The sequence below is a fragment of the Bacillus sp. AG4(2022) genome, assembly GCF_031844465.1.
Classification (GTDB): Bacteria; Bacillota; Bacilli; order Bacillales; family Cytobacillaceae; genus Bacillus_AB; species Bacillus_AB infantis.
In genome coordinates, this window is the sequence record NZ_JAUZVH010000003.1 from 116,270 (window position 1) to 140,447 (window position 24,178).

Annotated in this window: 25 protein-coding genes; 7 read left to right on the plus strand and 18 right to left on the minus strand. The window is 49.4% G+C overall.

All coding sequences use genetic code 11. The annotated features are described in order from the left end of the window. Positions 1-64 precede the first annotated feature (64 nt). The 3 genes from pdaA to Q9R36_RS09465 all read right to left on the minus strand — a co-directional run bounded on the left by pdaA (position 65) and on the right by Q9R36_RS09465 (position 2,995). Complete coding sequence (pdaA, locus tag Q9R36_RS09455) at positions 65-862, minus strand: delta-lactam-biosynthetic de-N-acetylase (RefSeq protein ID WP_311225015.1); 798 nt, start codon at positions 860-862, stop codon at positions 65-67. Positions 863-973: 111 nt separating this feature from the next. Next, positions 974-2,497, minus strand: coding sequence for a fumarate hydratase (locus Q9R36_RS09460; protein WP_148950668.1), 1,524 nt, complete (start codon positions 2,495-2,497; stop codon positions 974-976). A 312-nt stretch (positions 2,498-2,809) separates the two neighbouring features. Then, complete coding sequence (locus Q9R36_RS09465) at positions 2,810-2,995, minus strand: SE1561 family protein (protein WP_009792096.1); 186 nt, start codon at positions 2,993-2,995, stop codon at positions 2,810-2,812. 179 nt (positions 2,996-3,174) lie between these two features. Between Q9R36_RS09465 and Q9R36_RS09470 the strand changes: the two genes are divergently transcribed. Continuing rightward, positions 3,175-3,684, plus strand: a complete 510-nt coding sequence (locus tag Q9R36_RS09470; protein WP_483861648.1) for a DUF421 domain-containing protein — start codon at positions 3,175-3,177, stop codon at positions 3,682-3,684. A gap of 39 nt (positions 3,685-3,723) precedes the next feature. Here Q9R36_RS09470 and ggt read toward each other — a convergent pair whose 3' ends face one another. Together ggt and Q9R36_RS09480 are read right to left on the minus strand one after the other, a co-directional pair. Next, the gene (gene ggt / locus Q9R36_RS09475) at positions 3,724-5,412 is read right to left on the minus strand and encodes a gamma-glutamyltransferase (protein WP_311225017.1); all 1,689 of its coding nucleotides are present in this window, start codon (positions 5,410-5,412) and stop codon (positions 3,724-3,726) included. A gap of 169 nt (positions 5,413-5,581) precedes the next feature. Next, entirely contained in the window at positions 5,582-6,451 is an 870-nt protein-coding gene (locus Q9R36_RS09480) for a hypothetical protein (RefSeq protein WP_148950491.1), read from the minus strand. A gap of 156 nt (positions 6,452-6,607) precedes the next feature. Between Q9R36_RS09480 and yfkAB the strand changes: the two genes are divergently transcribed. Continuing rightward, entirely contained in the window at positions 6,608-7,723 is a 1,116-nt protein-coding gene (yfkAB, locus tag Q9R36_RS09485; RefSeq protein ID WP_311225018.1) for a radical SAM/CxCxxxxC motif protein YfkAB, read from the plus strand. Positions 7,724-7,783: 60 nt separating this feature from the next. Next, positions 7,784-8,086: a hypothetical protein gene (locus Q9R36_RS09490; protein WP_311225019.1), complete on the plus strand. Its 303-nt coding sequence runs from the start codon at positions 7,784-7,786 to the stop codon at positions 8,084-8,086. Positions 8,087-8,137: 51 nt separating this feature from the next. Here the strand turns inward: Q9R36_RS09490 and Q9R36_RS09495 are convergent, their stop codons facing one another. The 3 genes from Q9R36_RS09495 to Q9R36_RS09505 form a co-directional block, all read right to left on the minus strand. Further along, positions 8,138-8,536 (minus strand): hypothetical protein, encoded by a 399-nt coding sequence (locus tag Q9R36_RS09495; RefSeq protein WP_311225020.1) that lies wholly within the window; start codon positions 8,534-8,536, stop codon positions 8,138-8,140. A 130-nt stretch (positions 8,537-8,666) separates the two neighbouring features. Further along, on the minus strand, positions 8,667-9,419 hold the full coding sequence (locus Q9R36_RS09500) for a 2-phosphosulfolactate phosphatase (protein ID WP_311225021.1): 753 nt from the start codon (positions 9,417-9,419) through the stop codon (positions 8,667-8,669). Between the two features lie 168 nt (positions 9,420-9,587). After that, positions 9,588-10,601, minus strand: coding sequence for an NAD(P)-dependent alcohol dehydrogenase (locus Q9R36_RS09505; RefSeq protein ID WP_311225022.1), 1,014 nt, complete (start codon positions 10,599-10,601; stop codon positions 9,588-9,590). Positions 10,602-10,776: 175 nt separating this feature from the next. On the opposite strand from Q9R36_RS09505, the gene Q9R36_RS09510 reads away from it, so the two are divergent. Further along, the gene (locus Q9R36_RS09510) at positions 10,777-11,232 is read left to right on the plus strand and encodes an AraC family transcriptional regulator (protein ID WP_311225023.1); all 456 of its coding nucleotides are present in this window, start codon (positions 10,777-10,779) and stop codon (positions 11,230-11,232) included. 42 nt (positions 11,233-11,274) lie between these two features. On the opposite strand, the gene Q9R36_RS09515 is transcribed toward Q9R36_RS09510, so the two are convergent. The 6 genes from Q9R36_RS09515 to cax all read right to left on the minus strand — a co-directional run bounded on the left by Q9R36_RS09515 (position 11,275) and on the right by cax (position 16,825). Continuing rightward, positions 11,275-11,817, minus strand: coding sequence for an HAD-IIIA family hydrolase (locus Q9R36_RS09515; protein ID WP_009792108.1), 543 nt, complete (start codon positions 11,815-11,817; stop codon positions 11,275-11,277). After that, positions 11,814-12,299: a GNAT family N-acetyltransferase gene (locus Q9R36_RS09520; protein ID WP_311225024.1), complete on the minus strand. Its 486-nt coding sequence runs from the start codon at positions 12,297-12,299 to the stop codon at positions 11,814-11,816. Before Q9R36_RS09520 ends, Q9R36_RS09515 begins: the two co-directional genes overlap by 4 nt. A 485-nt stretch (positions 12,300-12,784) precedes the next feature. Continuing rightward, the gene (locus Q9R36_RS09525) at positions 12,785-13,762 is read right to left on the minus strand and encodes a ring-cleaving dioxygenase (RefSeq protein ID WP_129613725.1); all 978 of its coding nucleotides are present in this window, start codon (positions 13,760-13,762) and stop codon (positions 12,785-12,787) included. A gap of 161 nt (positions 13,763-13,923) precedes the next feature. Then, positions 13,924-14,745: a YfkD famly protein gene (locus Q9R36_RS09530; RefSeq protein WP_022543388.1), complete on the minus strand. Its 822-nt coding sequence runs from the start codon at positions 14,743-14,745 to the stop codon at positions 13,924-13,926. Between the two features lie 65 nt (positions 14,746-14,810). Beyond that, entirely contained in the window at positions 14,811-15,422 is a 612-nt protein-coding gene (locus Q9R36_RS09535) for a YczE/YyaS/YitT family protein (protein WP_009792115.1), read from the minus strand. Between the two features lie 332 nt (positions 15,423-15,754). Then, on the minus strand, positions 15,755-16,825 hold the full coding sequence (cax, locus tag Q9R36_RS09540) for a calcium/proton exchanger (RefSeq protein WP_022543387.1): 1,071 nt from the start codon (positions 16,823-16,825) through the stop codon (positions 15,755-15,757). 166 nt (positions 16,826-16,991) lie between these two features. Between cax and Q9R36_RS09545 the strand changes: the two genes are divergently transcribed. After that, positions 16,992-17,453 (plus strand): pyridoxamine 5'-phosphate oxidase family protein, encoded by a 462-nt coding sequence (locus Q9R36_RS09545; RefSeq protein ID WP_022543386.1) that lies wholly within the window; start codon positions 16,992-16,994, stop codon positions 17,451-17,453. Between the two features lie 44 nt (positions 17,454-17,497). Here Q9R36_RS09545 and Q9R36_RS09550 read toward each other — a convergent pair whose 3' ends face one another. Beyond that, positions 17,498-17,884 carry an OsmC family protein gene (locus tag Q9R36_RS09550; RefSeq protein WP_148950496.1) on the minus strand — a complete coding sequence of 129 codons (387 nt, stop codon included), beginning with the start codon at positions 17,882-17,884 and terminating at the stop codon, positions 17,498-17,500. Positions 17,885-18,037: 153 nt separating this feature from the next. Between Q9R36_RS09550 and Q9R36_RS09555 the strand changes: the two genes are divergently transcribed. Together Q9R36_RS09555 and Q9R36_RS09560 are read left to right on the plus strand one after the other, a co-directional pair. Further along, positions 18,038-19,219 carry an MFS transporter gene (locus Q9R36_RS09555; RefSeq protein WP_311225025.1) on the plus strand — a complete coding sequence of 394 codons (1,182 nt, stop codon included), beginning with the start codon at positions 18,038-18,040 and terminating at the stop codon, positions 19,217-19,219. A gap of 244 nt (positions 19,220-19,463) precedes the next feature. Continuing rightward, positions 19,464-21,383 (plus strand): heavy metal translocating P-type ATPase, encoded by a 1,920-nt coding sequence (locus Q9R36_RS09560; RefSeq protein ID WP_311225026.1) that lies wholly within the window; start codon positions 19,464-19,466, stop codon positions 21,381-21,383. A 36-nt stretch (positions 21,384-21,419) separates the two neighbouring features. Here the strand turns inward: Q9R36_RS09560 and Q9R36_RS09565 are convergent, their stop codons facing one another. From Q9R36_RS09565 to Q9R36_RS09575, 3 genes are all read right to left on the minus strand, one after another. Beyond that, complete coding sequence (locus Q9R36_RS09565) at positions 21,420-22,412, minus strand: DUF3231 family protein (protein ID WP_101551226.1); 993 nt, start codon at positions 22,410-22,412, stop codon at positions 21,420-21,422. A 541-nt stretch (positions 22,413-22,953) separates the two neighbouring features. Beyond that, complete coding sequence (locus Q9R36_RS09570) at positions 22,954-23,766, minus strand: YihY/virulence factor BrkB family protein (RefSeq protein WP_022543383.1); 813 nt, start codon at positions 23,764-23,766, stop codon at positions 22,954-22,956. Positions 23,767-23,783: 17 nt separating this feature from the next. After that, complete coding sequence (locus Q9R36_RS09575; RefSeq protein ID WP_311225027.1) at positions 23,784-24,170, minus strand: YtxH domain-containing protein; 387 nt, start codon at positions 24,168-24,170, stop codon at positions 23,784-23,786. Positions 24,171-24,178: the final 8 nt, after the last annotated feature.

Below are 24,178 nucleotides of genomic sequence, written 5' to 3' on the forward strand. Positions count from 1 at the left end.
TAACACCGGGAAGCATGCTGCTCCCAAGAAACAAGCCCAAATCCGTGGTGATTTGGGCAGGTGTCTAGTACAGCATATCATGTTCGAACGCTTTATTCATCTCCAATTGATCAAGGCTTTTAAACGTATAGCCCCTTTTCTTCAGATCCTGGATCGCTTTTTCCAGTGCATCGGCATTGTCCTTTGAGACGGTATGCAGCAGGAGGATGCAGCCGGGGTGGATCTGCTTCATGATGTTGTTATAGGAATATTCCCAGCCCTTCTGTGCGTCCCTATGCCAGTCGACGAAGGCAAGCGACCAGAATACATGCGTATAGCCCTGCTTTTTCGCAAGGTCAAGTGTGCGCTCGCTGAAAACCCCGCGCGGCGGCCTCAGATACGCCATCTGCTTGATGCCTGTCAGCTCCTCCGTCTTCGCACGGACCATCTCCAACTCCTTCGCCAGCTTCTCATCGCTGATCCTCGTCATATCCGGGTGGTGCCAGGAGTGGTTGCCGACAATATGGCCTTCCTTCGCCATCCGCTTGACAAGGTCCGGGGCGCTGTTCAAATAATGGCCTGTCACGAAAAAGGCGGCCGGCACCTGTTCTTTTTTCAAAACATCAAGAACCTTCTCCGTATAGCCATTTTCATAGCCGTTATCGAATGTCAGGTAAATATCCTTCTTGGTTGTATCGCCTTTATAATAAGACCCATAGCGCTCCAGCAGATCATCGAGCGGCTTGCCCGCCTCTGCCGGCACTTCATCCTTTGCCTTCTGGAAGCCCCAGTGGATCGGTGAATTGGCGGTCCCTGCATGGGCCGAAGCACTTCCGGCAAAAAAAAGCACAATGGCCATCGCAAGCTGCTTCCAATATCTCATCCCATTTCCTCCTTCAAACCTTTTAGCTTTAGTGTTTGTGAAAATGGGCGGGAGCATTCTGTCAAACATTAGAAAAAGCGGGAAGCACCTGGCTCCCCGCTTTTGTATCTTTTAGTAAACCCGTTCTTTGAATTGGGACAGTTTTTCGAGTGAAGATTTGTCCACATCCTGGTGGAGGCTGTTGCCGTGTGAGTCCATCGTTACGACGGCTGTGAAGCCTTCAACCTTCAGATGCCACATCGCTTCCGGAATACCGAATTCCATCAGGTCGACGCCTTCGACTTTTTTGATGCAGTCTGCATAATACTGGGCTGCGCCGCCGATAGCGTTCAGGTAGACACCGCCATGCTCTTGGAGGGCTGCCAGTGTTTTTGGCCCCATTCCGCCTTTGCCGATCACGGCGCGGATGCCGAATTTTTTCATGATGTCGCCCTGGTAAGGCTCCTCGCGGATGCTTGTCGTCGGGCCTGCCGCTTTGACATGCCATTCGCCTGCCTCATCCTTCATCATAACCGGACCGCAGTGGTAGATCACCTGGCCATTGAGGTCGATCGGTGCATCATGGTCCATCAGATGGTGATGGATCGCGTCACGGCCTGTGTACATCATGCCATTGATCTGCACCACATCGCCGACATTGAGAGCGCGGATCTGCTCTTCTGTAATCGGCGCCTGCAGCGTCACCACATTCTGAGCTGTTTCTTCTACAGCAGCCGCTGTTTCAAGCTCGGCTTCTGTTGGCGCGAAGTCAATCTTCTCGCCTTCCTGGTACATCCACTCATTGATTTCGCCTGTCGCAGGAGAAATGCTGATGCCGAGACGGCGGAATGCCCAGCAGTTGTACGCTACAGATACAAAGAAGCTGGCCGGGATGCGGTTCATGACACCAATTTTACAGCCAAGCAGCGTCGTTTCGCCGCCGAAGCCCATGGTGCCGATGCCGAGCTTATTGGCATTTTCAAGCACATATTCTTCAACCTTCTGCAGGTCTGGATGCGGGTTCACATCATCCACGGAACGGAACAGCTGCTCTTTGGCAAGATCATAGCCTGAAGAGCGGTCACCGCCGATGCCGACGCCGATGAAGCCGGCGCTGCAGCCCTGCCCCTGTGCCTGGTACACAGAATGCAGGATGCACTTGCGGATGCCGTCCAAGTCGCGGCCTGCGCGGCCCAGTCCGTCCAGCTCGCATGGAAGGCTGTACTGGATATTTTTATTTTCACAGCCGCCGCCCTTTAAAATCAGGCGCGCGTCGATATAATCCTTTTCCCATTGCTCAAACTTGATGACCGGTGTGCCGGCGCCAAGATTGTCGCCGCTGTTGTCGCCTGTCAGCGAATCAACAGAGTTCGGGCGCAGCTTCCCGTTTTTCGTCGCAAGGGCAATCGCGTTCTTGATCGCTTCCTTGATTTCCAGCTGGTTCACACCGACCGGCGTCTTGATTTTAAAAGTCGGCAAACCTGTATCCTGGCAGATCGGCGATACATTATCGTCCGCCATCTTAATATTATTCGTAATCGTCCCAAGGCTCATCGCCGAACGCGTGCCGGCGCTCTCGCGCTCCTTCGCACTCTTGATCGCGCGGCGCACATCCTTCGGCAGGTTCGTAGAAGTCTCCACAATCAACTGGTACATGCTTTCCTGTAATGTCTCGAAATTCACAGCAAGATCCCCTTCCCTTTCGTTCCCCTCAAAAATCTTCTGTTTCTGTACGAATTTTCACGATTTTATTATACTCCTATCCTTTGGTGATTTAAAGGGGGAGGTGAAATCGTTTACAGGGGAGGTTTTGGTGGGCGGCGGGGTGTGGTTGCTGAGGGATATTTGCGAGTTTTGGTTTTTATTTGCGACTTCAAGTATATCGCGGCCTTCAACCTTTTTTTGCGACCAGCCACCTGACAGCCGCACAGCCTAAAACAAAAAGAGCCCCCAAACCAGGGCTCCCTCCTACTCTTCGCGGTTATTAAATTCTTTACACTTAGATTCCAGTTCGTCGATCATCTCGATCAGACGGTCTATGTCTTCAAGCTCTGTGTCCTCTGGATCTATCGCATCGAGGACATCCATGAACATATTTAAGCGGTGCTTCAGGAATGTAACCTGCTGGTTTTTATCTTGTATTGGACTGCCCAAAGCAATCTCTCCTTTCATACCGGCGCCTGTCACAGGCACCCGAAATGCTCTTTTTACTTTAACGGAAATATCGATTTTTCGCAAATGCTGACGGTTTTTAGTATATCCCAAACCTCCTGGATGTTTCAGCGGCAATCTGGGAGGAAAAAGGCTAAGTAAAGACTCCTGGGAGGTATATGATGTTTTTTAACAGCTGGGATAATATATACAGAACGGTGATTGTCGGGATATGCAGCTATCTTCTGCTTATTCTGGTGCTCCGTATTTCAGGAAAGCGGACCCTGTCCAAGATGAATGCCTTCGACCTGATTGTGACGGTTGCACTTGGTTCAACGCTCGCCACAATTCTGTTGAATAAAAAAGTGGCATTGGCAGAAGGGTTTGTCGCCTTTTGTGTCCTCATCGGGCTTCAATACCTGGTGGCCTGGACCTCTGTCCATAGCAAGACAGTAAGCAAGCTGATTAAATCGAATCCGACGCTATTGTACTATAAAGGCAGCTATCTTCACGATGAAATGAAGAAGGAGCGTGTGCTTGAAGTGGAAATCCTCCAGGCGGCAAGAAGCCAGGGCCTCTCCTCGCTTGAACAAGCAGAAGCGGTTGTGCTCGAGTCCGACGGATCTTTTTCAGTCATTAAGAAGTCGGATAAAGAGGGATCCTCCACCCTGCAGAACATCAGCAAAAAATAACAGAAAAACAGGCTGCCGGGAAAGGCAGCCTGTTTTTTATTATTCCAGCCCGACTGCTTTTCCTTCTCGGCTTGAATCAGCCGCACCGTAAAGCTTGCCTGCTTCTTTATCAATTTTAATAGCCTGGACGTTCCCGATCCGGCTCGGGTTGTCCCCGAATTCATAGCCGCGGGACTCCAATTCACCCTTCGCTTCCATACTGATTCCCGGCTCCCATTCAACAAGCGGGCCGGTGGCTGCGAAAATGCGCGGCTCTTCAACAGCATCCTTCAGATCCATACCAAAGTCGATGACATTGACAATCGTCTGGAAGACAGATGCGATGATCGTCGGTCCGCCCGGTGATCCGAGGGTAAGGACCGGTTCACCGTCCTTGAAAAGAATCGTAGGACTTTTACAGCTGACCGGACGCTTTTCAGGTTCTACCTCGTTGATGCCGCCAGGATTGGCATCAAAGTCTGTCAGCTCATTATTCAGCATAAAGCCATGGTTCGGCACGAAGATCCCTGAACCAAATGGATGCTCAACCGTCGAAGTGACAGCGGCAATATTGCCCCACTGGTCGCGGACGGTAAAGTGCGTCGTTTCGCTCTTTTCCAGATCATCCGGCTGGCGGATTACCTTTTTCGGCTCGCCGTCTTCATATTTCCACGGATTGCCGAAATCAACCGCGTCATTTCTTCTTTCAAAATTGATCAGCTTCTGGCGCTCTTTTATATAGTCATCGTGAAGAAGGCCCTTGATCGGCATATCCTCGAACTCCGGATCCGTGTTGAAGGCGATTTTATCGGAAAAAGCAATCCTCATGGCCTCTGTGAACAGATAATACTTTTCCCATGATTTCGGACCATATTGCTTGAGGTCAAATTTTTCAAGAAGCTTGAGAATCTGGATCACTGTCAGTCCGCCGGCGCTTGGAGGCGCTGAAGAAGCGATCTTATAGCCGCGGTATTCGCCCCAGATCGGCTCATCAACCGTCACGCGGTAATTTTTCAGATCGTCCATTGTCATAAAACCGTCGAGATCATCCAATGCCCCTATGATAGCTTCGGCAATTTCTCCTTCATAAAAAGCCTCAACCCCTTTTTCCTGCAGGGTCCTGAATGTGTTGGCCAGCTTCTTTTTTACCAGAATGTCGCCTTCCTTCAGGGCTTTTCCTTCGGGCATAAAGAAATCCTTCGCATGCTGGCCGAGGCGGTAGTGGAAATTCTCGAGCGCTTCAGCAAGCACCCAGTTGACTTCAATTCCTTCTTCCGCAATTTCGATTGCCGGCTGGATGAGGTCTGCCAGCTTCATGGTTCCATGCGCTTTAAGGGCTTCATCCATCGCCTTCAGAATGCCGGGAACCCCGACTGCTGTGGCATGTGTGCTCCGTTCACGGAACGGGATGACCTCGCCGTTTTCATCGAGGAACATTTTCGGATGTGCCGCTTTAGGCGCTCTTGTGTGGCCGTCGTAGATTTTGGTATCCTTCTTCTCGTTGTCATAGACCATCATGAAGCCGCTGCCGCCGATGCCTGTCATCATCGGCTCAACGACATTAAGGGCAAATTGAATGGCGATGACCGCGTCAACCGCGTTTCCGCCTTGTTTTAAAATCTTCTCGCCGATATCGGCTGCCACATGATGCGGCGCCGCCACCATCGCTTTCGTTCCTTCTGCACTCTCCCTTTCATGTGAAGTTTTTTCATCCTCCGCTGTCATGTTCTTGCCTTTGCGAAACATCATCTATATTCCTCCAGTACAATTGGCTTTACTCTTGTATCAATCAATACCCCTTCTCTTCAAAAGAGAAACGAAGAGCGGCAGTTAAGAAGTTTCCAGCGTGGCCAGATAATGTAATTCACGCACAAAAAGGCGGCATCTGATTGATGCCGCCCCTGGATGATATAATCTATTAAAGGTTTTTGCTGTTCTTTTGAGTAGATGGAGTTGCAGTTGCTGTGCTCTTGCTGGAATCACTTGAGAACGCAGTTGTTCCATTTGAGCCAGTTGTGCTTGAAGTGTTTGACTTGCTGCTGTTTGAAGTTGAGGATGAGCTGTCAGAGCTGTTTGACGAGCTTGTGCTGTCAGATGAGCCTGAACCGCCCACTGGGCTTTCAACCAGTTCAGAGCCGGCATCTTTTACCTTACTGCCGATATCCATCAAATCGTCCTTTGCGTCCATGAGACCGCTTTTCGCGTCTTGGAAGTTAGACTTCGCATCACCTGACATGCCCTTAAACTCATTCACTTTTCCGAATACGTCATTATTAACGCGCTCGTACAGCTTCTGGGCATCACTGATTGCTTCTTTCAAAGTCGAAGATGCAGACTTGAATTGGCTGATCATATTATCCTTGGCTTCACCAGGGTTTTCCTTTACTTCATTGAACATTTTCATAGAAGAATCTTTCAGGTCAGTCGCAGTGCCCATCACTTTGTTGCGTGTTGAAGTATCGAGCAGGGCAAGGGCTCCACCGACAATCCCGCCAAGCACAATCCCTTTCAGGAGCTTGCTGTTGTCATTCGTTGAACCATAGTGGTTGCTTGAATTTGAGCCTGAGCTGAAGCTTGAACTTGAGCTTGAGCTTGTACCTGAACTAAAGTTTGAGCCTGTACCTGAATTGGTGCTCGAAGTGTCAGGGTTCACGCTTGTTGACATGCCTGTGTTTGAGCTTGTACCTGTTCTTGATTCCGCGCTTGTTCCAGTTCCTGGTACAGATACACCCGCGCTCGTTCCAGTATTTTCAGAATTCGTATTCGTACTGCCAAATTGCTGTGCCATCTTGCATTCCTCCTCTTGATTTATGCTATCATTACTAGGTTATTTCCCATTTTGAGAGATTCATAAACTATGATTTTTCAGAGGGACGCAAAAAATCATTGACATAGGCTTCACGGCATAGTAATGATTAAGGACATTTTTAGAAGGAGATACCGCATGATTATTGAAAAAACAAGCATTACACCGAGCCATGATCCATGGGAAGCTTATATGGATATGGAACAATATAACAAGCTGACATTAACCAATATTGAATTTACAACTACAGTTCTCTGCAACATGAGATGCGAGCATTGCGCCGTCGGCTATACACTGCAGCCGAAGGACCCGAATGCCCTGCCCCTCCCCCTGCTGCTGAAGCGGCTTGAGGAAATCCCTGCCCTCCGCTCAATCAGCATCACAGGCGGAGAACCGATGCTTTCAAAAAAATCAGTGGAGAATTATGTGCTGCCACTTCTCAAATATGCATCCGAGCGCGGCGTCCGCACCCAGATCAACAGCAATCTGACACTGGATATGGACAGATACGAGCTGATCGCCCCTTACCTGGATGTGCTGCATATTTCCCATAACTGGGGAACAGAAGAGGACTTCATTGAAGGCGGCTTCGCGATGATGGAACGGAAGCCGACAAGAGAGCAGCGCGTCAGGCTGTTCCACCGGATGATCGAAAACAGCCGCGCCCTGGTCGATGCCGGTGTCATGGTGTCTGCGGAAACCATGCTCAACAAGCGTACCCTCCCCTATCTGGAAAGCATACATAAACAGATTACTGAGGAAATGAAGTGCCAGAGGCATGAGATTCACCCTATGTACCCATCAGATTTTGCTTCATCACTGGAAACTTTGTATCTTGATGAAATCAGGAAGGCAATCCACCACCTCCTTGATGTGAGGGACGAAAACACCTGGATGCTGTTCGGCACCCTCCCGTTTTATCCGTGCAGCACGAGCGACGAGGACCTGGAGCTCCTGAAGCGCTTGTACAGCAGCAAAAATGTCACCGTCCGCAATGACCCGGACGGCCGATCCCGGCTCAACGTCAATATTTTCACAGGCGATGTCATCGTAACCGACTTCGGCGACACCCCTGCGCTTGGCAATATCCAGAGGGATGCCCTCCCTGACATCTTTAACAGCTGGCAGGAAACAAAGCTCGCTGGCGAGCTCAACTGCCACTGCCCAGCCGTGAAATGCCTCGGCCCGAATGTATTGGTGAAGAACAGCTATTATAAGGATATTGATTTTCAGAAAAACACTTCACGGATATAATGTGGAACTTTTCCAGGAGGCCGCCCGTATGAATAGTAAGACATACTTGGGAGGCCTCTTATGGTTGAAGCATATCTCTTCATTGTATTGATGATTCCTGTATATGGCTTTCTGCTTTGGACTTATTTTAACCCCGAAGAAAGTGTGCTTAAGGGGCAGAGATGGATGTATACCGAGGAACCGGAAGTTTCGCGGGCGGCAATCCGCTACACTAAATTCATGTCACTGTTTATCATGATTGGACTGCCCGTTTTTATATTGCTCATGACACTGGACATCGGCCCTTTCCGATTGGGTGTGGTGATTCTTCCGGTTGTGTTTGTCATTGGTGCATTACGGATTTATACAGATGAGAAGGATTGAAAAAAGCTCAGAGCGCTGTGTTCTGAGCATTTTTGTTCTACCATATTAGATTCAATTTCTCTTTTCACTGAAATCCACCCGGCAGCTGCCTTTAGTAGCAGCACCAACTAAATTAATGCCATGAAGCCGGCTTGAAGCAACTGCTGTAAAAGTTCCCCGTCCGCTTTCTTTAAGTGTTTTGCTCCAGGTGATTTTTCTTCCATCATTCCATTCAATCGTCAGTTCTCCCTCTTCGACTGTCACCTCATAGGATAGTGTGAGCTCAGCTCCCTTTTTGAATGTGAATATATAAAACTCGGAGCCGGTAAACGTTTTATACGCTGCACTCACAGCACGGCCCGACTTTTTGAATGTAAAGCCCCATTTAACTGTTTTTTCAAATTTAAAGTATTTTCTCAGTGAAAAAAGAATAATGGCGAGCACAGCAAAAACAATCACTTCCGGTAGCATGATTTTCAGCCCTCTTCTTTTGTTCTTTTGGCAGCCGCTGCTGCCGTTCTTTGTGTCTATTTTGCCCGAAGAAATTGTCTTGGTCAGTTATCATTTCTTTATAAAGGCCCTGGGCTATGAATCACATAGCTTACCTTGAAGGCACAAAACGATTTTCTTTCAAAATCGGGACTGCATCCATCCTATTCAGTCTGCTGCAATAAATCACATCCTGTTCAAACCCGCGCGCACGCAGCTCCCTGCCGCTGCCGCATTCCCATAAGTATTCTGCCAGCTTAGGCTGAGCCGCCTGAAAAGCTCCTTCGCATACCGCTGCCTCTGGGGATTTTTCTCCGTCCAAATAAGAGAGGATAGCACCGGCTCCTAAATAATCCTCTACTGCTGGCCTGAGAGCATCTTCATGCTCCCCGGCATCAGCCCATTTTTCTCCGCACGGGATGATCGTGATTCCGGCGCCAAGCTGCTTTTGCAGTATATTAGCCGAAGCTGCAGCGGCTGATGCATTGAGCAGTGACCCTGCAAGGACGGCCGTCGCCTTAGCACCGATCCAGGTGCAATAGGCGCCATTCTGGGAAATCAGCACATATTTTTTCCCGGCATGCTCTTCACTGAAAGAAACAGGAGACAATGTCGGCTTCCCCAGCTTCGCCGCCTCCGCCCTCCCAAAGATATAGTCAGCACCCACTCTCTCCGCATATTTCCGCCCATCCTGATCCGGAGGAAACGGAAAAACCTCGGCACCAACAGCCGCTGCCGAAACTACAGTCGATGAAAATGAAAGAACATCGACTATAATGACAATATCGCCCCGGGCAGCAGCCTCACGCGCGCCCCGCTTTCCCCATTCCACCCGGCACTGATAAGGAGATTGATCAAATAGCATAACGTCACCCTCTATTTATTTTAATAGGCACTATATGCTTTATTTTAATGAAGAGAGAAATAATATATAGACTTATAATTGGAAAAATTTTATAATGATGATTGAGTTCTGCGTGAAAAACCCCTTTCTTTTTTAGAGAGGGGTTTCTTGTTTCCAGCATACTCTTCCTTAATCAAAGCTAGCCGCATCAGGCCCTGCCCTCTCTTCGTCCCGGCTCACTACCACCGCCACATTCCCCTTCTTATGCCCGCCATCAACATACCGATGGGCATCAACTATTTCATCTAACCTATAGCTTCGGTCAATTTTCACCTTAAGCTTTCCCGCCGCCGCCATTTCTCCTAAATAGTCTAAGGCTTCAGGTGTTTCCGGCGCATTGCGGCTCAGCAGTATTTTCGTGCCGCCCTTCCATTTAGCCCACAGCATTTGCGCGCTGGGGAGCGGCTCTGTGACATTTATATAGGTGCCGCCTTTTTTCAGCCACTTCATGCAATCTTTAAAAGAACTTTTGTTCACTGCTTCGAATATCAGATCATAGGCACCGTCCGCCACTGGGAGGTTCCCTGAACGATAATCCAGGACCCTGCCTGCCCCAAGAGATTTTACCCATTCAAGATTTTGACCGCTGCAGACAGCATCAACCTCTGCTCCCAAATGTCTGGCAATCTGTACGGCATAGCTGCCGACACTGCCGGAAGCCCCGTACACCAATACCTTCTGGCCCTTCCGGACATTGGCTCTTTGCAGAAAATACAAAGCTGTCCGCGCGCCGATCGGAATGGCGGCGGCTTCTTCAAACGTGATGCTGGCAGGTTTGATTGACACAGGCCCGTCCTCCTGGAGGCAAATATATTCAGCATAAGTGCCGAAATTCTCCAGTGAAGCAGCAAAAACCAAATCGCCTGCCTTGAATTTCTTTACATTCCTCCCGACTGCCTCCACTTCCCCGGCAAGCTCCGCACCCAATATCGCTTTCTTCGGCTTCCGGATTCCAAGGGCAAGGCGCGCGGGCAGCACCACAGAGCGGGGCACTGTAAAGCTCCGCGCCCGGATATCTGCTGCGGTGACTGTTGTGGCCATGATCTTGATCAGGATCTCATGTTCTTTTGGGACTGGCTTTTCCATTTCTTTCAGCTGAAGGACTTCTGGAGGACCGTACTTTTTATATACAATTGCCTTCATATCTCCACCTCGTATTCATTAGTCCATAATATATACGGAGTTTCCCGCAGATATAGTCCTTCCGCCCGGGGCTTTATCCCACTATCAATGATCTATTTTTTAAAAAATAGCTGTGAATATTTTTTTATATCATGCTAGCATCAAAGACAGTACAGGAAAGAGAGGAGAATGTAAGATGGACTTCAAAACTGAAATGGTGCCTGAATATCGAATCGCCTATGTACGCCAGACCGGCCCTTATGGACCTGCCAACCAGCATGTGATGGAGGAATTGAAACTGTGGGCAAATGAAAAGAGCCTGCTGGACGAATCCGCCATCATACTCGGTATTTCCCATGATCATCCGCAGACAACACCAGCTGAATGCTGCCGGTATGATGCCTGCATTGTCATACCAGAAGATTTTCGGATGGACGCATCACTTGAAGAAGGTGAATTTCCTGGCGGAGAATACGCTGTATTCCAGGTCCAGCATAAAGAAGAAGAGATTCAGAAACTCTGGGCAGAAATCCTTCCATCCCTCCATAACCTCGGATTCCAGCTCGATAACAGGCCTGCTTTTGAAAGGTACATCGGTGCCATGCTATTGAATCATCAGTGCGAAGTATGCCTTCCAGTCAAAGAATTGTAGCTTGAGCACGAAAGGACGGGAATATCTCCCGTCCCGGTTCTTCTATGTAGGAATAGCAGTCCCCTGCTGTAGATACAGCCACTCAACCGCAGCCCGCAGATCTTCAGCAATATACTCAATTTCAATTTCTTTCAGTTTGTCACTATGCTCGTTCAGTGTGATTATCCCGGCTCCCGTTTTCACAAGAATCTTCATGCTTTTTGTCTTGGATGCCGCCGCCATATCGCTCCATCTGTCGCCGATGACCACGCAATTCTCCAGATTCACATGATGTTTCTCAGCCGCGCTGAGAAGCATGCCTGCTGCTGGCTTCCGGCAGCTGCAGCCGTCATGATGGGCATGGGGGCAAATATAAACATCATCAAAGCCGAAATCCTGCAGCTCGTCAAAAAATTCCTCAGCTGCCGCTTCCCCCCTGGCAATCCCCGGCTGGTTCGTGAAGGAAAATACTTTGAACCCGCTGCCCTTCAATTTCTCAATCAGCTCGCGGGAATAAGGAAATAATTCAAACTTTCCTGGATAATGCACGGTATCATCCCCGCCGATTGTTCCATCCCGGTCGAGGAATACTGCTTCTATCTTCACTTTTCAGCCCCTGCCTTCTCATACCGCGAATGGCTGTCTGTCACGCCTTTCAGCACAAACCCGAGCCCCTGATAATAAGCATTCAGCTTCTCATTGTCACCCACACAATCGAGTCTCAGCGGTGTGCCGCTGTACTTCCTGCAGATCCAATCGACTGCTTTTTTTCCAAGTCCATTCCCCATGCTATCAGGATGAACTGCAAGCCTGTGAAGATAAATAGCTCCGTCTGCTTCTCCGTCCCAAATATGCCGGTCCCAGCCTGATGGCCCCTCATAGAGGGTGAAGGTCGCCTTCACCTTGCCTTTATCGCACAGCACATAGGTTTCACGGTCGAGGATCGCCTGCTTGATTTCTCCATCCTCGCCGCCGCTGAGCAGAAAGCTCCATTGACTAAAATGTTGATCATGCAGCCATTGGGCCGCCCCTTTCAAAACCAAGAACACTTCCTCAGTATCTGCCGTTCCCGCTAATCTGATTTCCATTTTCACCAGCTCCTTTGATTTGCTTACTTACTTCGCTAGGGACCTTCCCTTTTCCTTTTTCAGGAAAGTGTTTTTTCGACAGAAAAAGTTGGGAAAAAAACTTGTGATCGTGTGCCTGACAACACAGCGGTTTCTTCACTGCCCAGCTATAAAAGAGCGGATTTTCCAGGACCTGAATGAGGGGAATCCTTGTCAGGCTGAAAAATAAGCGGAGGAATTCCCCCTAATTTGAAAAAACTCTCAAAAGTGGCTCAAATAGAGGGAGAAATTCCGGCTATCAACTCAAAAAACAGGAAAATGGGCAGTTTCGCTCCTTTTAACCGGAAATTTTCCGCTTATTTACACCGAACCAGGCCATGTTCTGCAGTGTAACGGGAAAATCTCCGCTTATTTTATGGCTTGCCGGCCTATCAAATGAAGATGAATACCAGAAAAATATTTACGAAAAGAGAAAAGAGCCTCCCCGCCAAGGAAGGCTCCACTTATCATTCTTTTGTAAAATCGATCGTGCTCCTGACCGTGTCGATCGGACGGACAAGCTTTTCGATCTGCTCGCGCTTGTTTTCAAGGAATGGCGGCAATGACAGCTTTTCGCCCAGTGTTTCATATGGCTCGTCGCCCATGAAGCCTGGTCCGTCTGTGGCAAATTCGAACAGAATCTGCGGTGCCACCCGTGCATAAAGGGACTGGAAGAAGAAGCGGTCCACAAAGCCGGACGTCTGGAAACCGAATTGCGGCAGGCGCTCGGTCCATTCATCCAGTACAGCCCGGTCCTCCACACGGAACGCAGCGTGGTGGACGGTACCGAAGCCCTGCATGGCCTGCGGCAGGACAGCATTATGCTCCACCACGACCTGGGCGCCGTTTCCGCCTTCTCCGACCTCAAACAGATGGAAGGCGCCCTCCTGTCCGATTTCCTTGAAAAGAAGGACTTTTTCCATCATCTCTTTGAAATAATCGAAGTTTGCGATGCGGACAAAAATCGGCCCGAGACCGGTGATTGCATGCTCCAATGGAATCGGCCCCTTCTGCCAAGGCGTGCCGGAAGCGACACCGGTATTATGTTCATCAGAAATCAATTGATATTGCTGGTCATCAAAGTCTGCGAATGACAAAGTCTTTTTCCCAAATTGCTCTTTGATTCCTGTGTGCTTCACATCAAGGCGGTCAAAGCGCTCTACCCAGTAATTCAGTGCCGCGTCATTCGGCACCCGGAAGGATGTTTTGGAGATTTCGTTTGTGCCGTGCCTTCCTTTAGGAATCCCGGGAAAATCAAAGAATGTCATATCTGTTCCCGGGCTGCCCTTGTCATCAGCAAAAAACAGATGGTAGGTCTGGATATCGTCCTGGTTGACGGTTTTCTTGACCAGCCGCATCCCAAGGACAAAAGTGAAAAACTCATAATTCTTTTCCGCGCTGCTTGTGATCGCTGTAACATGGTGTATGCCTTTTAAATGGTTCATGATGATGGACCTCCGTAATTAAGACTTTTTTATCTATACCCGCTAAAGGGTTTAAATTATCTCGAATTCAAGATAATTTAATTATAAAACACTGCCCGCTCTGTATGCAAGAAATGTCTCTTCCTATAGAAAAAGCACCGGCTGCATGAGCCGGCGCAAGATTAACGCGGTCGTTCTGATGCCATGAACCCGAAAGAAATATGGTCCTGGACAGGGATCCAGGCGCCGATTCCCTGGGAGGTGACATTCTTGATGACGAGGAATCTTTTGCTTCCCTTCAGCATCAGGTATACCTCACCGTAAGTGACTTTTCCCTTCTCATTGACGGCAGGTGCATATCCGTATAAATAGCCAAGCCGTTTTGGCGGGATATTGTAGACCTGATCCTTTTTCGTCCCGGCCCCGATCACGGTTTCAAAAGCGAGCGGCAGCTTCGATTTTTCCATTGCCTTCAGGAGCATCATATTCTGGACATCCTGGGCTTTCGGAATTTTGGCTGTCAGTGCGCCCCTCACGACCTTCTGGGCTTCCTGGACATAGTGGATCTGATAAGGCGCTTTGCCGCCTCTGTTATCAAAATAATTCGTGTTGATTTTCTGGTATTCCCAGTTTGGCGCCGTTTCGGTGCTTTCGTAATTGAGCGGCCACTGCCCAAGATAGACGATGGCCCTGTAGCCGAATGCAAACGGCGTGCTATTGACAGAAGACTCATTCAGCATCCTGATCAGGTCCGGGTTTTCAATCTTGACCTTGGATGTATCAAGCAGCGACTGTGTCAGCTCGCTCGGCTGCAGTGTCGGCTGATCCTGCACCGGATTGGGATACGTATTTTCCTTTGTGATATTCAGGACTGAACTGGGAATCGGAATGCTCAGCTGCTGCTTTTGCTCGGTCTTGTCCTGCTTTTTCTCTGCTCCGGCATCGGGCAAAAAAGAAAGCATGGCAAGAAGAGTTATAATTAGAACAGATACATACTTTCTCATGATGTGGAACTCCTTTCAAATCCTTGTATCTGCTCTTAGTTTTTTCGGAGTTCCCCTGATTTATCCTAAGTGCCGGAAAATCTTTTTAGCAGCTGCTGGCAGTAAGGAAAGAATAATTGGATGAACGGCCCGATCAGGACTGCGATAACGATGGTACCTGCACCTACTGGCCCGTGGAAAACGATGGCCAAAAGCAGCGCTCCAGCTTCCCCGATCGTTTTCGCCATCATCAGACTCACCCCGAACCGCTCTTTGATGGCCATCATAAAATGGTCGATCGGATTGAGGGGAAACTCTGCCTGCAGGTAAAGAGCTGCACCCAATCCGATGAGTGCCAGGCCCATGATCAGCGCGGCGATTTGAAAATAGATAGTCAGTATGTACACACCGGAAAAGACCCGCAATATCCAAAAGTCGACCATAAAGCCGATCAGGCATACGGTCAATAGCGCCAGATAATCCGGCTTGGCTTTTAAAAGCCAGGCATTGACCATCATTAGGATGATGCCGATAATGATGACCCAGCTCCCGATCGTAAGCCCGGCTGTCCTGGCAAGGCCTGCATTCAGCGCATCCCAAGGACCTGCCCCGAGATTAGATAGGATGGCAATGCAGATGCCCAATGTCAGAATGACCAGGCCCGCCACATAAAAAATAACCCTCACTAGCAGTTTCATATTCACTCCCCCAACTGTTACACAATTGTAAAAATCTGAATATTTACATTTTTATAAAAATAATCTATACTTACCTTAACAACAGCAAAGGAGGGCTGAAGGAATCGCTTCTATCACAGCAAAAGGAGGCTAAACACTCATTATTATCCATTTGTTCATGAAGAGCTTGTCCAACAAGACATGAAAGCGGGTGATAGATGCAGGTAGAGTCAAGCGATGATTTCTGTCTTTTACAACATATTCGTCCAAAAGGATACTTATGATAGAAAAAGCACCGCCAATAGAAAGCACAAAAAAGGCTCTGCACAATGCAGAGCCTTCTCTTGCTGCCTTTATAACAGATAAAAACCGATGCCCACAATAATATAGGCTGCGAGGAGCGTCGCCCCTTCAAACCAGTTCGTTTCCCCGTCATTGGAGATGACGACCATGAGAAGCACGGCGGTGACCATCGTGATCAGCTCCGGCAAAGTAAAGACGAGCGGCATCGATGTTGGGAAAAACAGTGACGCAATCACCAGCACCGGTGCGACGAACATCGCTACCTGCAGGGTTGAGCCGATGGCAATTTCAACGGCAATGTCCATCTTGTTCTTGAACGCCATGATGATGGCGGAAGCATGCTCGGCCGCATTCCCGACAATCGCCACGATGACAACCCCGATGAAGAGCTCTGACCAGCCAAATGTCTCGCCGACCGCTTCAAAGGTATGGACAAGGTTTTCCGATACATAGGCAACCGCTACAGTCGCAATGGCCAGTATCGCGATCGCCTTGCCTTTGCTCCATTCCGGCTCTTCTTCATGATGAGCTTGAGCTGCTGCCCCTTCTTCACCGGCCGGCTGGTAGACCCCTCGGTGAGTGACAAGCTTGAACAAAAGCGCAGCCAGGTATAAAGCAATCAGAATAACAGAAATCCCGATGCTGAACGTCATCCGCTCTCCTTCTCCCATTGTCATGGAAAATACTTCGGGAATGACGAACGCAACGACAACAGCAAACATCAGCAGGCCTGAATTATGCCTGGCATCATACACATTGAATTTCTGGCGCTTATATTTGACCCCGCCGATAAAAAAGCTGAGTCCCGCGACCAGCAGAAGATTCCCAAGCACTGACCCCGTGAGTGACGCCAGGACGACCTCAACAAGCCCTTCTCTCAGCGCAAAAATCGAAATGATCAGCTCGACCGCATTCCCGAAGGTCGCGTTCAATAGTCCGCCGATCCTTGGCCCGGCCACAATCGCCAGGCTTTCTGTCGCCCTGCCCATATAGCTTGCAAGGGCAATGATGGTTAAGCAATAGATAATAAAAAGTGCAACACTCGGCCAGCCCAGAAGCGTCCCGATGACAGACAATGGCACACCCGCAAAGGTGAGCACCATAAAAATCTTATTGACCATTCTTCCGATCCCCACCTTTCTATTTTTTGAAGCCGCGTAAAAAACTCCTTATGTACAGCTTTTCCTGACCGGGGATAAATATCCCGGCGCGGCCCTTCACCATATATACCCGCTTTTACAAATTGCATTCCTGATGTTTTTTCGCTCGGATAATACAAGAGGAAAAATGACAGATTATAAAGGGAAGAAAATTGTAAGGAGTGAAATGACAATGGCAGACACAAAGCAGAAGGTGCTTGATATGTTCGAGAAATACAGCATCGGCACACTGGCATCCATCCGGAATGACAGGCCGTACAGCCGCTTTATGCTGTTTTTCCATGATGATTTGATTCTTTTTGCCGCTACCGACAAAGATGCCCATAAAGTAGAAGACATCGAGAAAAATCCAAATGTCCATATTCTGCTGGGGGTGGAGCAGGGCGGATATGACGGGCCGTACTGTGAAATTGAAGCGAAAGCCTCATTCGAGGACTCCGGCGAGCTGAAGGAGAAATTCTGGAGCGAAAAGCTGAAGGACTGGCTCTCCGGCCCTGACGATCCGGATTATCTGCTCCTGAAAATGGAGCCATCGCTGATCCGCTATTTTGAAAAAGCGGGCGCGGAGCCTGAGGAATTGTCACTATAGAAGAAAGGGGCGGACCCGTCTATGGATCCGCCCCCCTGCTTTTCTTATGCTTCCACCAATGTGAATGTTTCTTCGATTTCAATGCTGTCCTTGACAGACTGAACCATACTGCAGTTCTTGCGCGTCAGCTCCATGGCCTTCTGGATCTTTTCCTCTTTCAGGTTTGTTCCAGTGATCGTAAAATGGACCGAAATCTTCGATACCCGATTGGCTTCCTCTTCCACTCTCTCTGCCTCTGCATTGATTTTGATATCCTCCACATCGATCCTCTGCTTCTCCAAAATTTTGCGGAGCACGCCGCCGCTGCAGACCGCCACTGAGGATACAAGCAGCTGATAAGGCCTGAAGCCGTACGCTTCATCACCGGCTACATCCAGCTTGCCATAGCTCGTTTCCGTGAAAAAGCCGACATCCTTCATTGTAAATTCCATCGTTTCCACTCCCTCTTTTCTGCTGTATGCAGTGATTATACTACTATTTCTGCCATAGCTATGAACAATACGCTCTTTTTTCCTTGCAAAGCCGATGGGGAGCCGTTACCATCAATTTGGAAAGAATTTTTTTTAGAAACTGAGGCCAACAACATGAATAAAGAAAATATGCGTTTCTGGATTTTAATCAGCATTGTGGCAATCTCGGGGTTCAGCCAGGGCATGCTGCTTCCCCTGATTGCGATTATATTTGAAAATGACGGGCTGTCTTCAAGCATGAACGGCCTGAATGCGACCGGCCTTTATGTCGGCATCCTGCTCGTTTCCCCTTTTATGGAGCAGCCTCTCCGGAAGTATGGCTACAAGCCGGTCATCATTTTTGGCGGACTGCTTGTCATCGTCTCGCTCGTGCTGTTTCCATTATGGAAATCATTCTGGTTCTGGTTCGTGCTCAGGCTCCTGATCGGAATCGGCGACCATGCCCTCCACTTCGGGACACAGACCTGGATCACCAGCTTCTCGCCGGAACACAAGCGCGGCCGGAATATCTCCCTGTACGGACTGTTCTTCGGTGTCGGCTTTGCGGTCGGGCCGCTGATGGCGCCGCTCGTCAATGTGCACGAAACCCTGCCGTTCATCCTGTCATCGGTACTCTGCCTCGTGGCATGGGTATTCCTGTTCCTTTTAAAAAATGACTACCCGGAGCAGACAATCGAGGTCAATTCGATGAAAAATACATTGAAGCGATTCTCCGCTGCTTTTAAGTATGCGTGGGTCGCCTTCCTTCCGCCGCTCGGCTATGGATTCCTGGAGTCTTCCCTGAACGGCAGCTTCCCGGTTTACGGACTGCGGATAGGGCTAGAAGTGAAAAGCGTTTCGGTCCTATTGACTGCCTTTGCAATCGGCGGCATCGTCTTCCAGCTTCCGCTTGGGATCTTGAGCGATAAATTGGGCAGGCAGCGGATATTGACCATCATCCTTCTGTCAGGCTCTATCTTCTTTTTCCTGGCGAGCTTTCTGGAAGGAGCTGTCTGGGCGCTCACAGCCACACTGTTTCTGGCCGGGATGGCGGTTGGCTCGACTTTTTCACTCGGGATCAGCTATATGACCGACCTGATGCCAAAGGATCTGCTGCCGACCGGCAATCTGCTCTGCGGCATCGCCTTCAGCCTGGGGAGCCTGGCTGGCCCTTATCTGGGCGGGATCTTCATTCAATTTTTCAAGAATATCTCGTTCTTCAATATTATCAGCATCATGCTGCTCGTGATTTTCCTGGCTGTTCTGACAAACCGCGGAGCGGGGCAGAGGGACGAACAGCATTCGCTGAGCCAATGAGGTTTGCCTTTCGGCGGGCTGGGTAAAAAAGAAATATAGGCCATTTTTATTTTTTCCCCCTAACCCCCTTTCTAAATAAAAATGACTATGATATGATAACGATACTAATCTAGAAACCTATGCGAAAATGCTGTCCCCAAAAGAGGTAGAATCCTCCGGCGGGGGCAGCTTTCGTCGTTTTATAGGGGTATTGATGTTGATTATTCTTCTCAATGAGAAACCGATAACCCAGGAGGGAATTCCAATGACGACAGAAGCCAAAGCACTATTAGAACTGAAGCAAGAACAGGAAAGCCTGCTCCAAAAAATACTCCCTCACGCCGAGCTGATCGCCGCCATCCTGAGCGGGGTCCTTATCCTTGCCGGCTGGCTGCTTGCGCGGAATGATATGGGGGCCGCCTCCATCACCGCCTATCTGCTCGCCTTTGTCATCGGCGGCTTTGCGAAAGCCAAGGAAGGCATCGAAGAAACAATTGAAAACAAAGAATTGAATGTGGAAATGCTGATGATTTTCGCCGCCATCGGCTCGGCCATCATCGGCTACTGGACGGAAGGCGCCATCCTGATCTTCATTTTCGCCGTCAGCGGCGCACTGGAAACGTACACGATGAACAAAAGCAACAAAGAGATTTCATCGCTGATGGAGCTGCAGCCTGAGGAAGCCCTGCTTTTAACAGATGGCGGAGAACAGCGTGTGCATGTCTCCGAGCTGAGCATTGGGGACCAGATCCTCGTAAAGCCGGGAGAGCGCGTGCCGTCAGACGGGATGATCCTAAAGGGCACGACGACTTTGGATGAAGCCGCCATCACCGGGGAATCCATCCCCGTCAGCAAATCGAATGCCGATGAAGTTTTCGCAGGAACGGTCAATCTGAACGGCTCGATCACAGTCGAAATCACAAAGCCTGCCAGCGACACCCTCTTCCAAAAGATCATCCAGCTTGTCCAGACCGCACAGAGCGAAAAGTCGCCATCCCAGCTTTTTATTGAAAAATTTGAAGGCACTTATGTAAAAGTGGTGCTTGCTGCAGTGGCCGCGATGATGATCCTGCCCCATTACCTCCTGGGCTGGAGCTGGACGGAAACCTTTTACCGGGCGATGATCCTGCTCGTAGTCGCCAGTCCGTGCGCCCTTGTCGCAAGCATCATGCCGGCCACATTATCGGCCATCTCAAACGGCGCGCGCCGCGGGATCCTGTTCAAAGGCGGGGTCCATCTGGAGAATCTCGGCCACCTGAAGGCGATTGCCTTTGATAAAACCGGCACCCTGACGAAGGGCCGTCCTGAAGTGACTGATTATCTGGTCGGCGGGGATATGGAGGAAGAAGAAATCCTTTTGGCGGCAGCATCGATTGAAAGTCACTCCAATCACCCGCTTGCAGGGGCCATCGTCAAATATGCGAAGAATGAGCTGAAGCAGCCGCTTGTGAGCCCGGAAAGCATTGAAGATATCTCCGGGTTTGGCGTCAAGGCGATGCTGCAGGATGAAGAATGGAAGATCGGCAAAGCTGATTTCATCGGCCGTGAAGAAGCGGAAGGGTTTGCAGAAGGAGCCGCGTTGGCTCTGGCCGGAGAAGGAAAGACAATTGTTTTTATTAAAAATGGCTCCAAGATCGCCGGGCTGCTGGCACTGAAGGATGTTGTCCGCGAGGAAACGAAGGCAGCGATCAGCACCCTGAACTCTCAGGGCATCTACACGGTGATGCTGACAGGAGACAGCGAAAAGACCGCCCAGGCGATTGCCGCCGAAAGCACGGTTGATGAATATATCGCGGAGTGCCTGCCGGCCAATAAAGTTGAGCACCTGAAGGATTTGAAGAAGCGCTACGAAAATGTGGCCATGGTTGGCGACGGCATCAATGACGCCCCGGCCCTCGCCGCTGCCAATGTCGGGATTGCCATGGGCGAAGGAACAGACGTTGCGCTGGAAACAGCAGATGTAGTCCTGATGAAAAATGAGCTTCCGAAGATTGCTGAAGCCATCACCCTCTCTCAGCGGATGAACAAAATCATCAAGCAGAATGTGATTTTTTCCATCACGGTCATCATGCTTCTGATCGCGTCGAACTTCCTGCAGATCCTTGATTTGCCGTTCGGTGTCATTGGGCATGAAGGCAGCACCATTCTGGTCATTCTGAACAGCTTGAGATTGTTGAAGTCATAGGAAAAAACGCTCGGGGATGGTGCCCGGGCGTTTTTTCTATTGCTCCAGCACTTTCCGGTCATCCGCATCAGGCGGCTGCTCGATCCAATTCTTCTCGATCATCAGCTTGCCGAAGCTTCCATACACAAGCAGATCATCCAATATCGCTTTCTCGGCAAGCACGGCGATATCCGCCCTCATACAGGCAACCGCAGCTGCGCCGTAATACGAGATCGCCGCCGCAAAGAAAAAGCCGGAATGAAACAGCATCAGCTTTTCCGAAAAAGGAGCAGTCGTCGAGTTCGTGATCTCCGACTCGAATGGCCTTGGCGAATGGAGTCCTTCTTTTAAAAGCATAGAAGCAAAGCTTGCGATATGCTTGTTTTTATTATTGATGCATTTATCCAGGAACCTTTGCACATCACTATCCCGGGAAACCTGCTTGAACGCAATAAAGCTGCTTTTCGCGATATAGCTTTTCTGCAGATTGAAAAAGATATTGCCCGCCTCGATGGTATTGATTTTCCGCTTTTTCCCGAACACATCGGTGACATATTTAAAGTCCGGGACAAACACCGGTTTTTCGGGCGTTGCGTAAAGCGGCGGTTTTTCGAGCAGATTTTTCTCGGACAGAAGGTCGATCGCTTTGTTGTAGAGATCGTGCGTATCCTGATTGCACCGGCCATAAAAATCGCGGACGTCCTTCCGGATGGACACGCTTGAAGCCAGGCCATACGCCTGCATCCCGTGCATCGTCATTGTGTGCATGTATAAGAGGCAGTAGGCGTCTGTGAACAGTGCTGGTGCATCCATATTCACATCTTCCTTCGAAAACCCCTTGGGGATTGGGAACTTCTCTTTTTTGAAAAGCTCAGTGAGCGAATCGATATGCTGAAATGACAGATCGAGCGCGTATTGAAGAAAATCGTATATCTCCTTATCTTTTATGCCCTTCAGCATATATTTCGTAATGCAGACCGCCATCGTTTCGCGGATATAATGAGTCCATATATTTGATATTTCTGATGAAGTCAGCCTTTCCTGCTGCATGTAGAACACCTCCGGGACTTAGTTTTAGCTATTTTTGGGGAGATTAACCGGGGGTTGGGGTGTGGCGGGGGGATTTTGTGCGGTGTGAGGGTGTGGATATTTGGGTTATTAGCAACTTTTGGGTTTTATTAGCAAGTTTTCTGGTTTATTAGCAACTTTTTCCTTTTATTAGCAACTTTTCATTTTTATTAGCAACTTTTTCCTTTTATTAGCAACTTTTCATTTTTATTAGCAACTTTCCCGTTTTATTAGCAACTTTCCCGTTTTATTAGCAACTCCCGCTCGACCATCGCCTCGGCAGCTTCACTAATCCCCCGCCAAACCCCAAAAAAGAACGCCCCCAAAGGGCGTCCTCACTATTAATGATAACCATTCGATTTATTAGCTGATCCCGATGTCTTATGCTTCGGGCTGTCTTTGCCTTTTTGCTTGGTTTTGCCTTTTCCCATGTGTTTCCCCTCCTGATGATGGTGGTGTGTTCCCCTTTTATAGTGTGAACATCACACCCTTTTTCTAAGAAGGCAATATCAGGGGGTGTATCCTAGCAATCCCCATTCTTCCGCTTGCTGACATAGGCGTTGACCTCGCCGCCAAGGATGATGATGACGCCGGTCAGGTAGAACCAGACCATCAGGACAATGATGGCGCCGATGCTTCCGTAGGCCGCGGTATAATTGGCAAAGTTGCCAACATAATAGGAGAAAGCGAGTGAGGCAAGTATCCAGCCGGCGGTGGCAAAAATGGCACCGGGCAGCGCGCTGATGCATTTCATTTTCACATTGGGGGCAATCCAGTAGAGCACAAGAAAAACAATGAACAGGATGACGATACTGACAAGCCAGCGCAGGGCGTTCCAGGCTGAGAGGAATTCGGATGACAAATCAAAAGCGGAAAACAGGAAAACGCCGATCTGCTTCCCGAATACCGGCAGCAGAAGGGCCACGACAAATACAAATATCATGGCGAACGTCAATAAAATCGCCATGCCGCGCGCCACGATCAGCGGACGGCTTTCTTTGACCTCATAAGCCAGATTGAAGGCTTTAACAATTGCATGAATTCCATTGGATGCTGACCAGATGGTCCCGATGATCCCGACAGACAGAAGCGTCCCGCTCCGGTCTGCGATCTGGTTAAGGTTCGACTCAATCAGCGCCATCGTATCGCCTGGCGCATAATCCCTGATGAAGCCGAGGATATCCACCTGGCTGACGGGCAGATAGGTGATGAGGGTGACGAGGAAGATGAGGAGCGGAAATAGGGAGAGCAGAAAAAAATAGGCCAGCTGGGCTGCGAGGCCAAAGATATCGTCTTCGTGGATTTTTTTCCATACATACGGAATTCCCGGCCTCATTGCAGCCCCTCCTCTGCTCATTCTTCTTCTGTACTGATAGCTGAAGTCTTCTTTAATGGCTCATCCTCGGCTAAAGCAGCCTTCTTGCTTTCTTTTGAAAAAGCAGAGCGGGTTTCCTGGACAATGTCCACCACCTGGGGAGTCGCTTCTCTCAGCTCCTCGACTTTTTCCGTGATAAACGCAACATCTTCCGTTACCTGTTCAATGGTCGTGCGGATCGAGCTGGCCGTCTGTTTGACCGACTCGGCTGCTTTTGAAGGATTTTTTATGTAATAGGCTGCACTTCCCGCTGTTTTGCGGCTTGTCTCCAGTACGGCCCGGCGTGTTTCTTTATCAAATAGTGACAATGCACCGCCTGCAATCGCACCAAGCAGCATTCCCTGCAGTAATTTCGTTTTCCCCATGCTTATCC

Bases quoted from the DNA above. Each gene is read 5' to 3' on its own strand.
- Q9R36_RS09470 (WP_483861648.1), top strand. From the start codon at position 3,175: ATGTTTTTTAACAGCTGGGATAATATATACAGAACGGTGATTGTCGGG.
- yfkAB (WP_311225018.1), top strand. From the start codon at position 6,608: ATGATTATTGAAAAAACAAGCATTACACCGAGCCATGATCCATGGGAA.
- Q9R36_RS09490 (WP_311225019.1), top strand. From the start codon at position 7,784: ATGGTTGAAGCATATCTCTTCATTGTATTGATGATTCCTGTATATGGC.
- Q9R36_RS09510 (WP_311225023.1), top strand. From the start codon at position 10,777: ATGGACTTCAAAACTGAAATGGTGCCTGAATATCGAATCGCCTATGTA.
- Q9R36_RS09525 (WP_129613725.1), bottom strand. From the start codon at position 13,762: ATGAACCATTTAAAAGGCATACACCATGTTACAGCGATCACAAGCAGC.
- pdaA (WP_311225015.1), bottom strand. From the start codon at position 862: ATGAGATATTGGAAGCAGCTTGCGATGGCCATTGTGCTTTTTTTTGCC.
- Q9R36_RS09495 (WP_311225020.1), bottom strand. From the start codon at position 8,536: ATGCTACCGGAAGTGATTGTTTTTGCTGTGCTCGCCATTATTCTTTTT.
- Q9R36_RS09480 (WP_148950491.1), bottom strand. From the start codon at position 6,451: ATGGCACAGCAATTTGGCAGTACGAATACGAATTCTGAAAATACTGGA.
- ggt (WP_311225017.1), bottom strand. From the start codon at position 5,412: ATGATGTTTCGCAAAGGCAAGAACATGACAGCGGAGGATGAAAAAACT.
- Q9R36_RS09535 (WP_009792115.1), bottom strand. From the start codon at position 15,422: ATGAAACTGCTAGTGAGGGTTATTTTTTATGTGGCGGGCCTGGTCATT.
- cax (WP_022543387.1), bottom strand. From the start codon at position 16,825: ATGGTCAATAAGATTTTTATGGTGCTCACCTTTGCGGGTGTGCCATTG.
- Q9R36_RS09565 (WP_101551226.1), bottom strand. From the start codon at position 22,412: ATGCAGCAGGAAAGGCTGACTTCATCAGAAATATCAAATATATGGACT.
- Q9R36_RS09500 (WP_311225021.1), bottom strand. From the start codon at position 9,419: ATGCTATTTGATCAATCTCCTTATCAGTGCCGGGTGGAATGGGGAAAG.
- Q9R36_RS09505 (WP_311225022.1), bottom strand. From the start codon at position 10,601: ATGAAGGCAATTGTATATAAAAAGTACGGTCCTCCAGAAGTCCTTCAG.
- Q9R36_RS09460 (WP_148950668.1), bottom strand. From the start codon at position 2,497: ATGTACCAGTTGATTGTGGAGACTTCTACGAACCTGCCGAAGGATGTG.
- Q9R36_RS09560 (WP_311225026.1), top strand. From the start codon at position 19,464: ATGACGACAGAAGCCAAAGCACTATTAGAACTGAAGCAAGAACAGGAA.
- Q9R36_RS09570 (WP_022543383.1), bottom strand. From the start codon at position 23,766: ATGAGGCCGGGAATTCCGTATGTATGGAAAAAAATCCACGAAGACGAT.
- Q9R36_RS09575 (WP_311225027.1), bottom strand. From the start codon at position 24,170: ATGGGGAAAACGAAATTACTGCAGGGAATGCTGCTTGGTGCGATTGCA.
- Q9R36_RS09530 (WP_022543388.1), bottom strand. From the start codon at position 14,745: ATGAGAAAGTATGTATCTGTTCTAATTATAACTCTTCTTGCCATGCTT.
- Q9R36_RS09545 (WP_022543386.1), top strand. From the start codon at position 16,992: ATGACAGATTATAAAGGGAAGAAAATTGTAAGGAGTGAAATGACAATG.
- Q9R36_RS09520 (WP_311225024.1), bottom strand. From the start codon at position 12,299: ATGGAAATCAGATTAGCGGGAACGGCAGATACTGAGGAAGTGTTCTTG.
- Q9R36_RS09550 (WP_148950496.1), bottom strand. From the start codon at position 17,884: ATGGAATTTACAATGAAGGATGTCGGCTTTTTCACGGAAACGAGCTAT.
- Q9R36_RS09555 (WP_311225025.1), top strand. From the start codon at position 18,038: ATGAATAAAGAAAATATGCGTTTCTGGATTTTAATCAGCATTGTGGCA.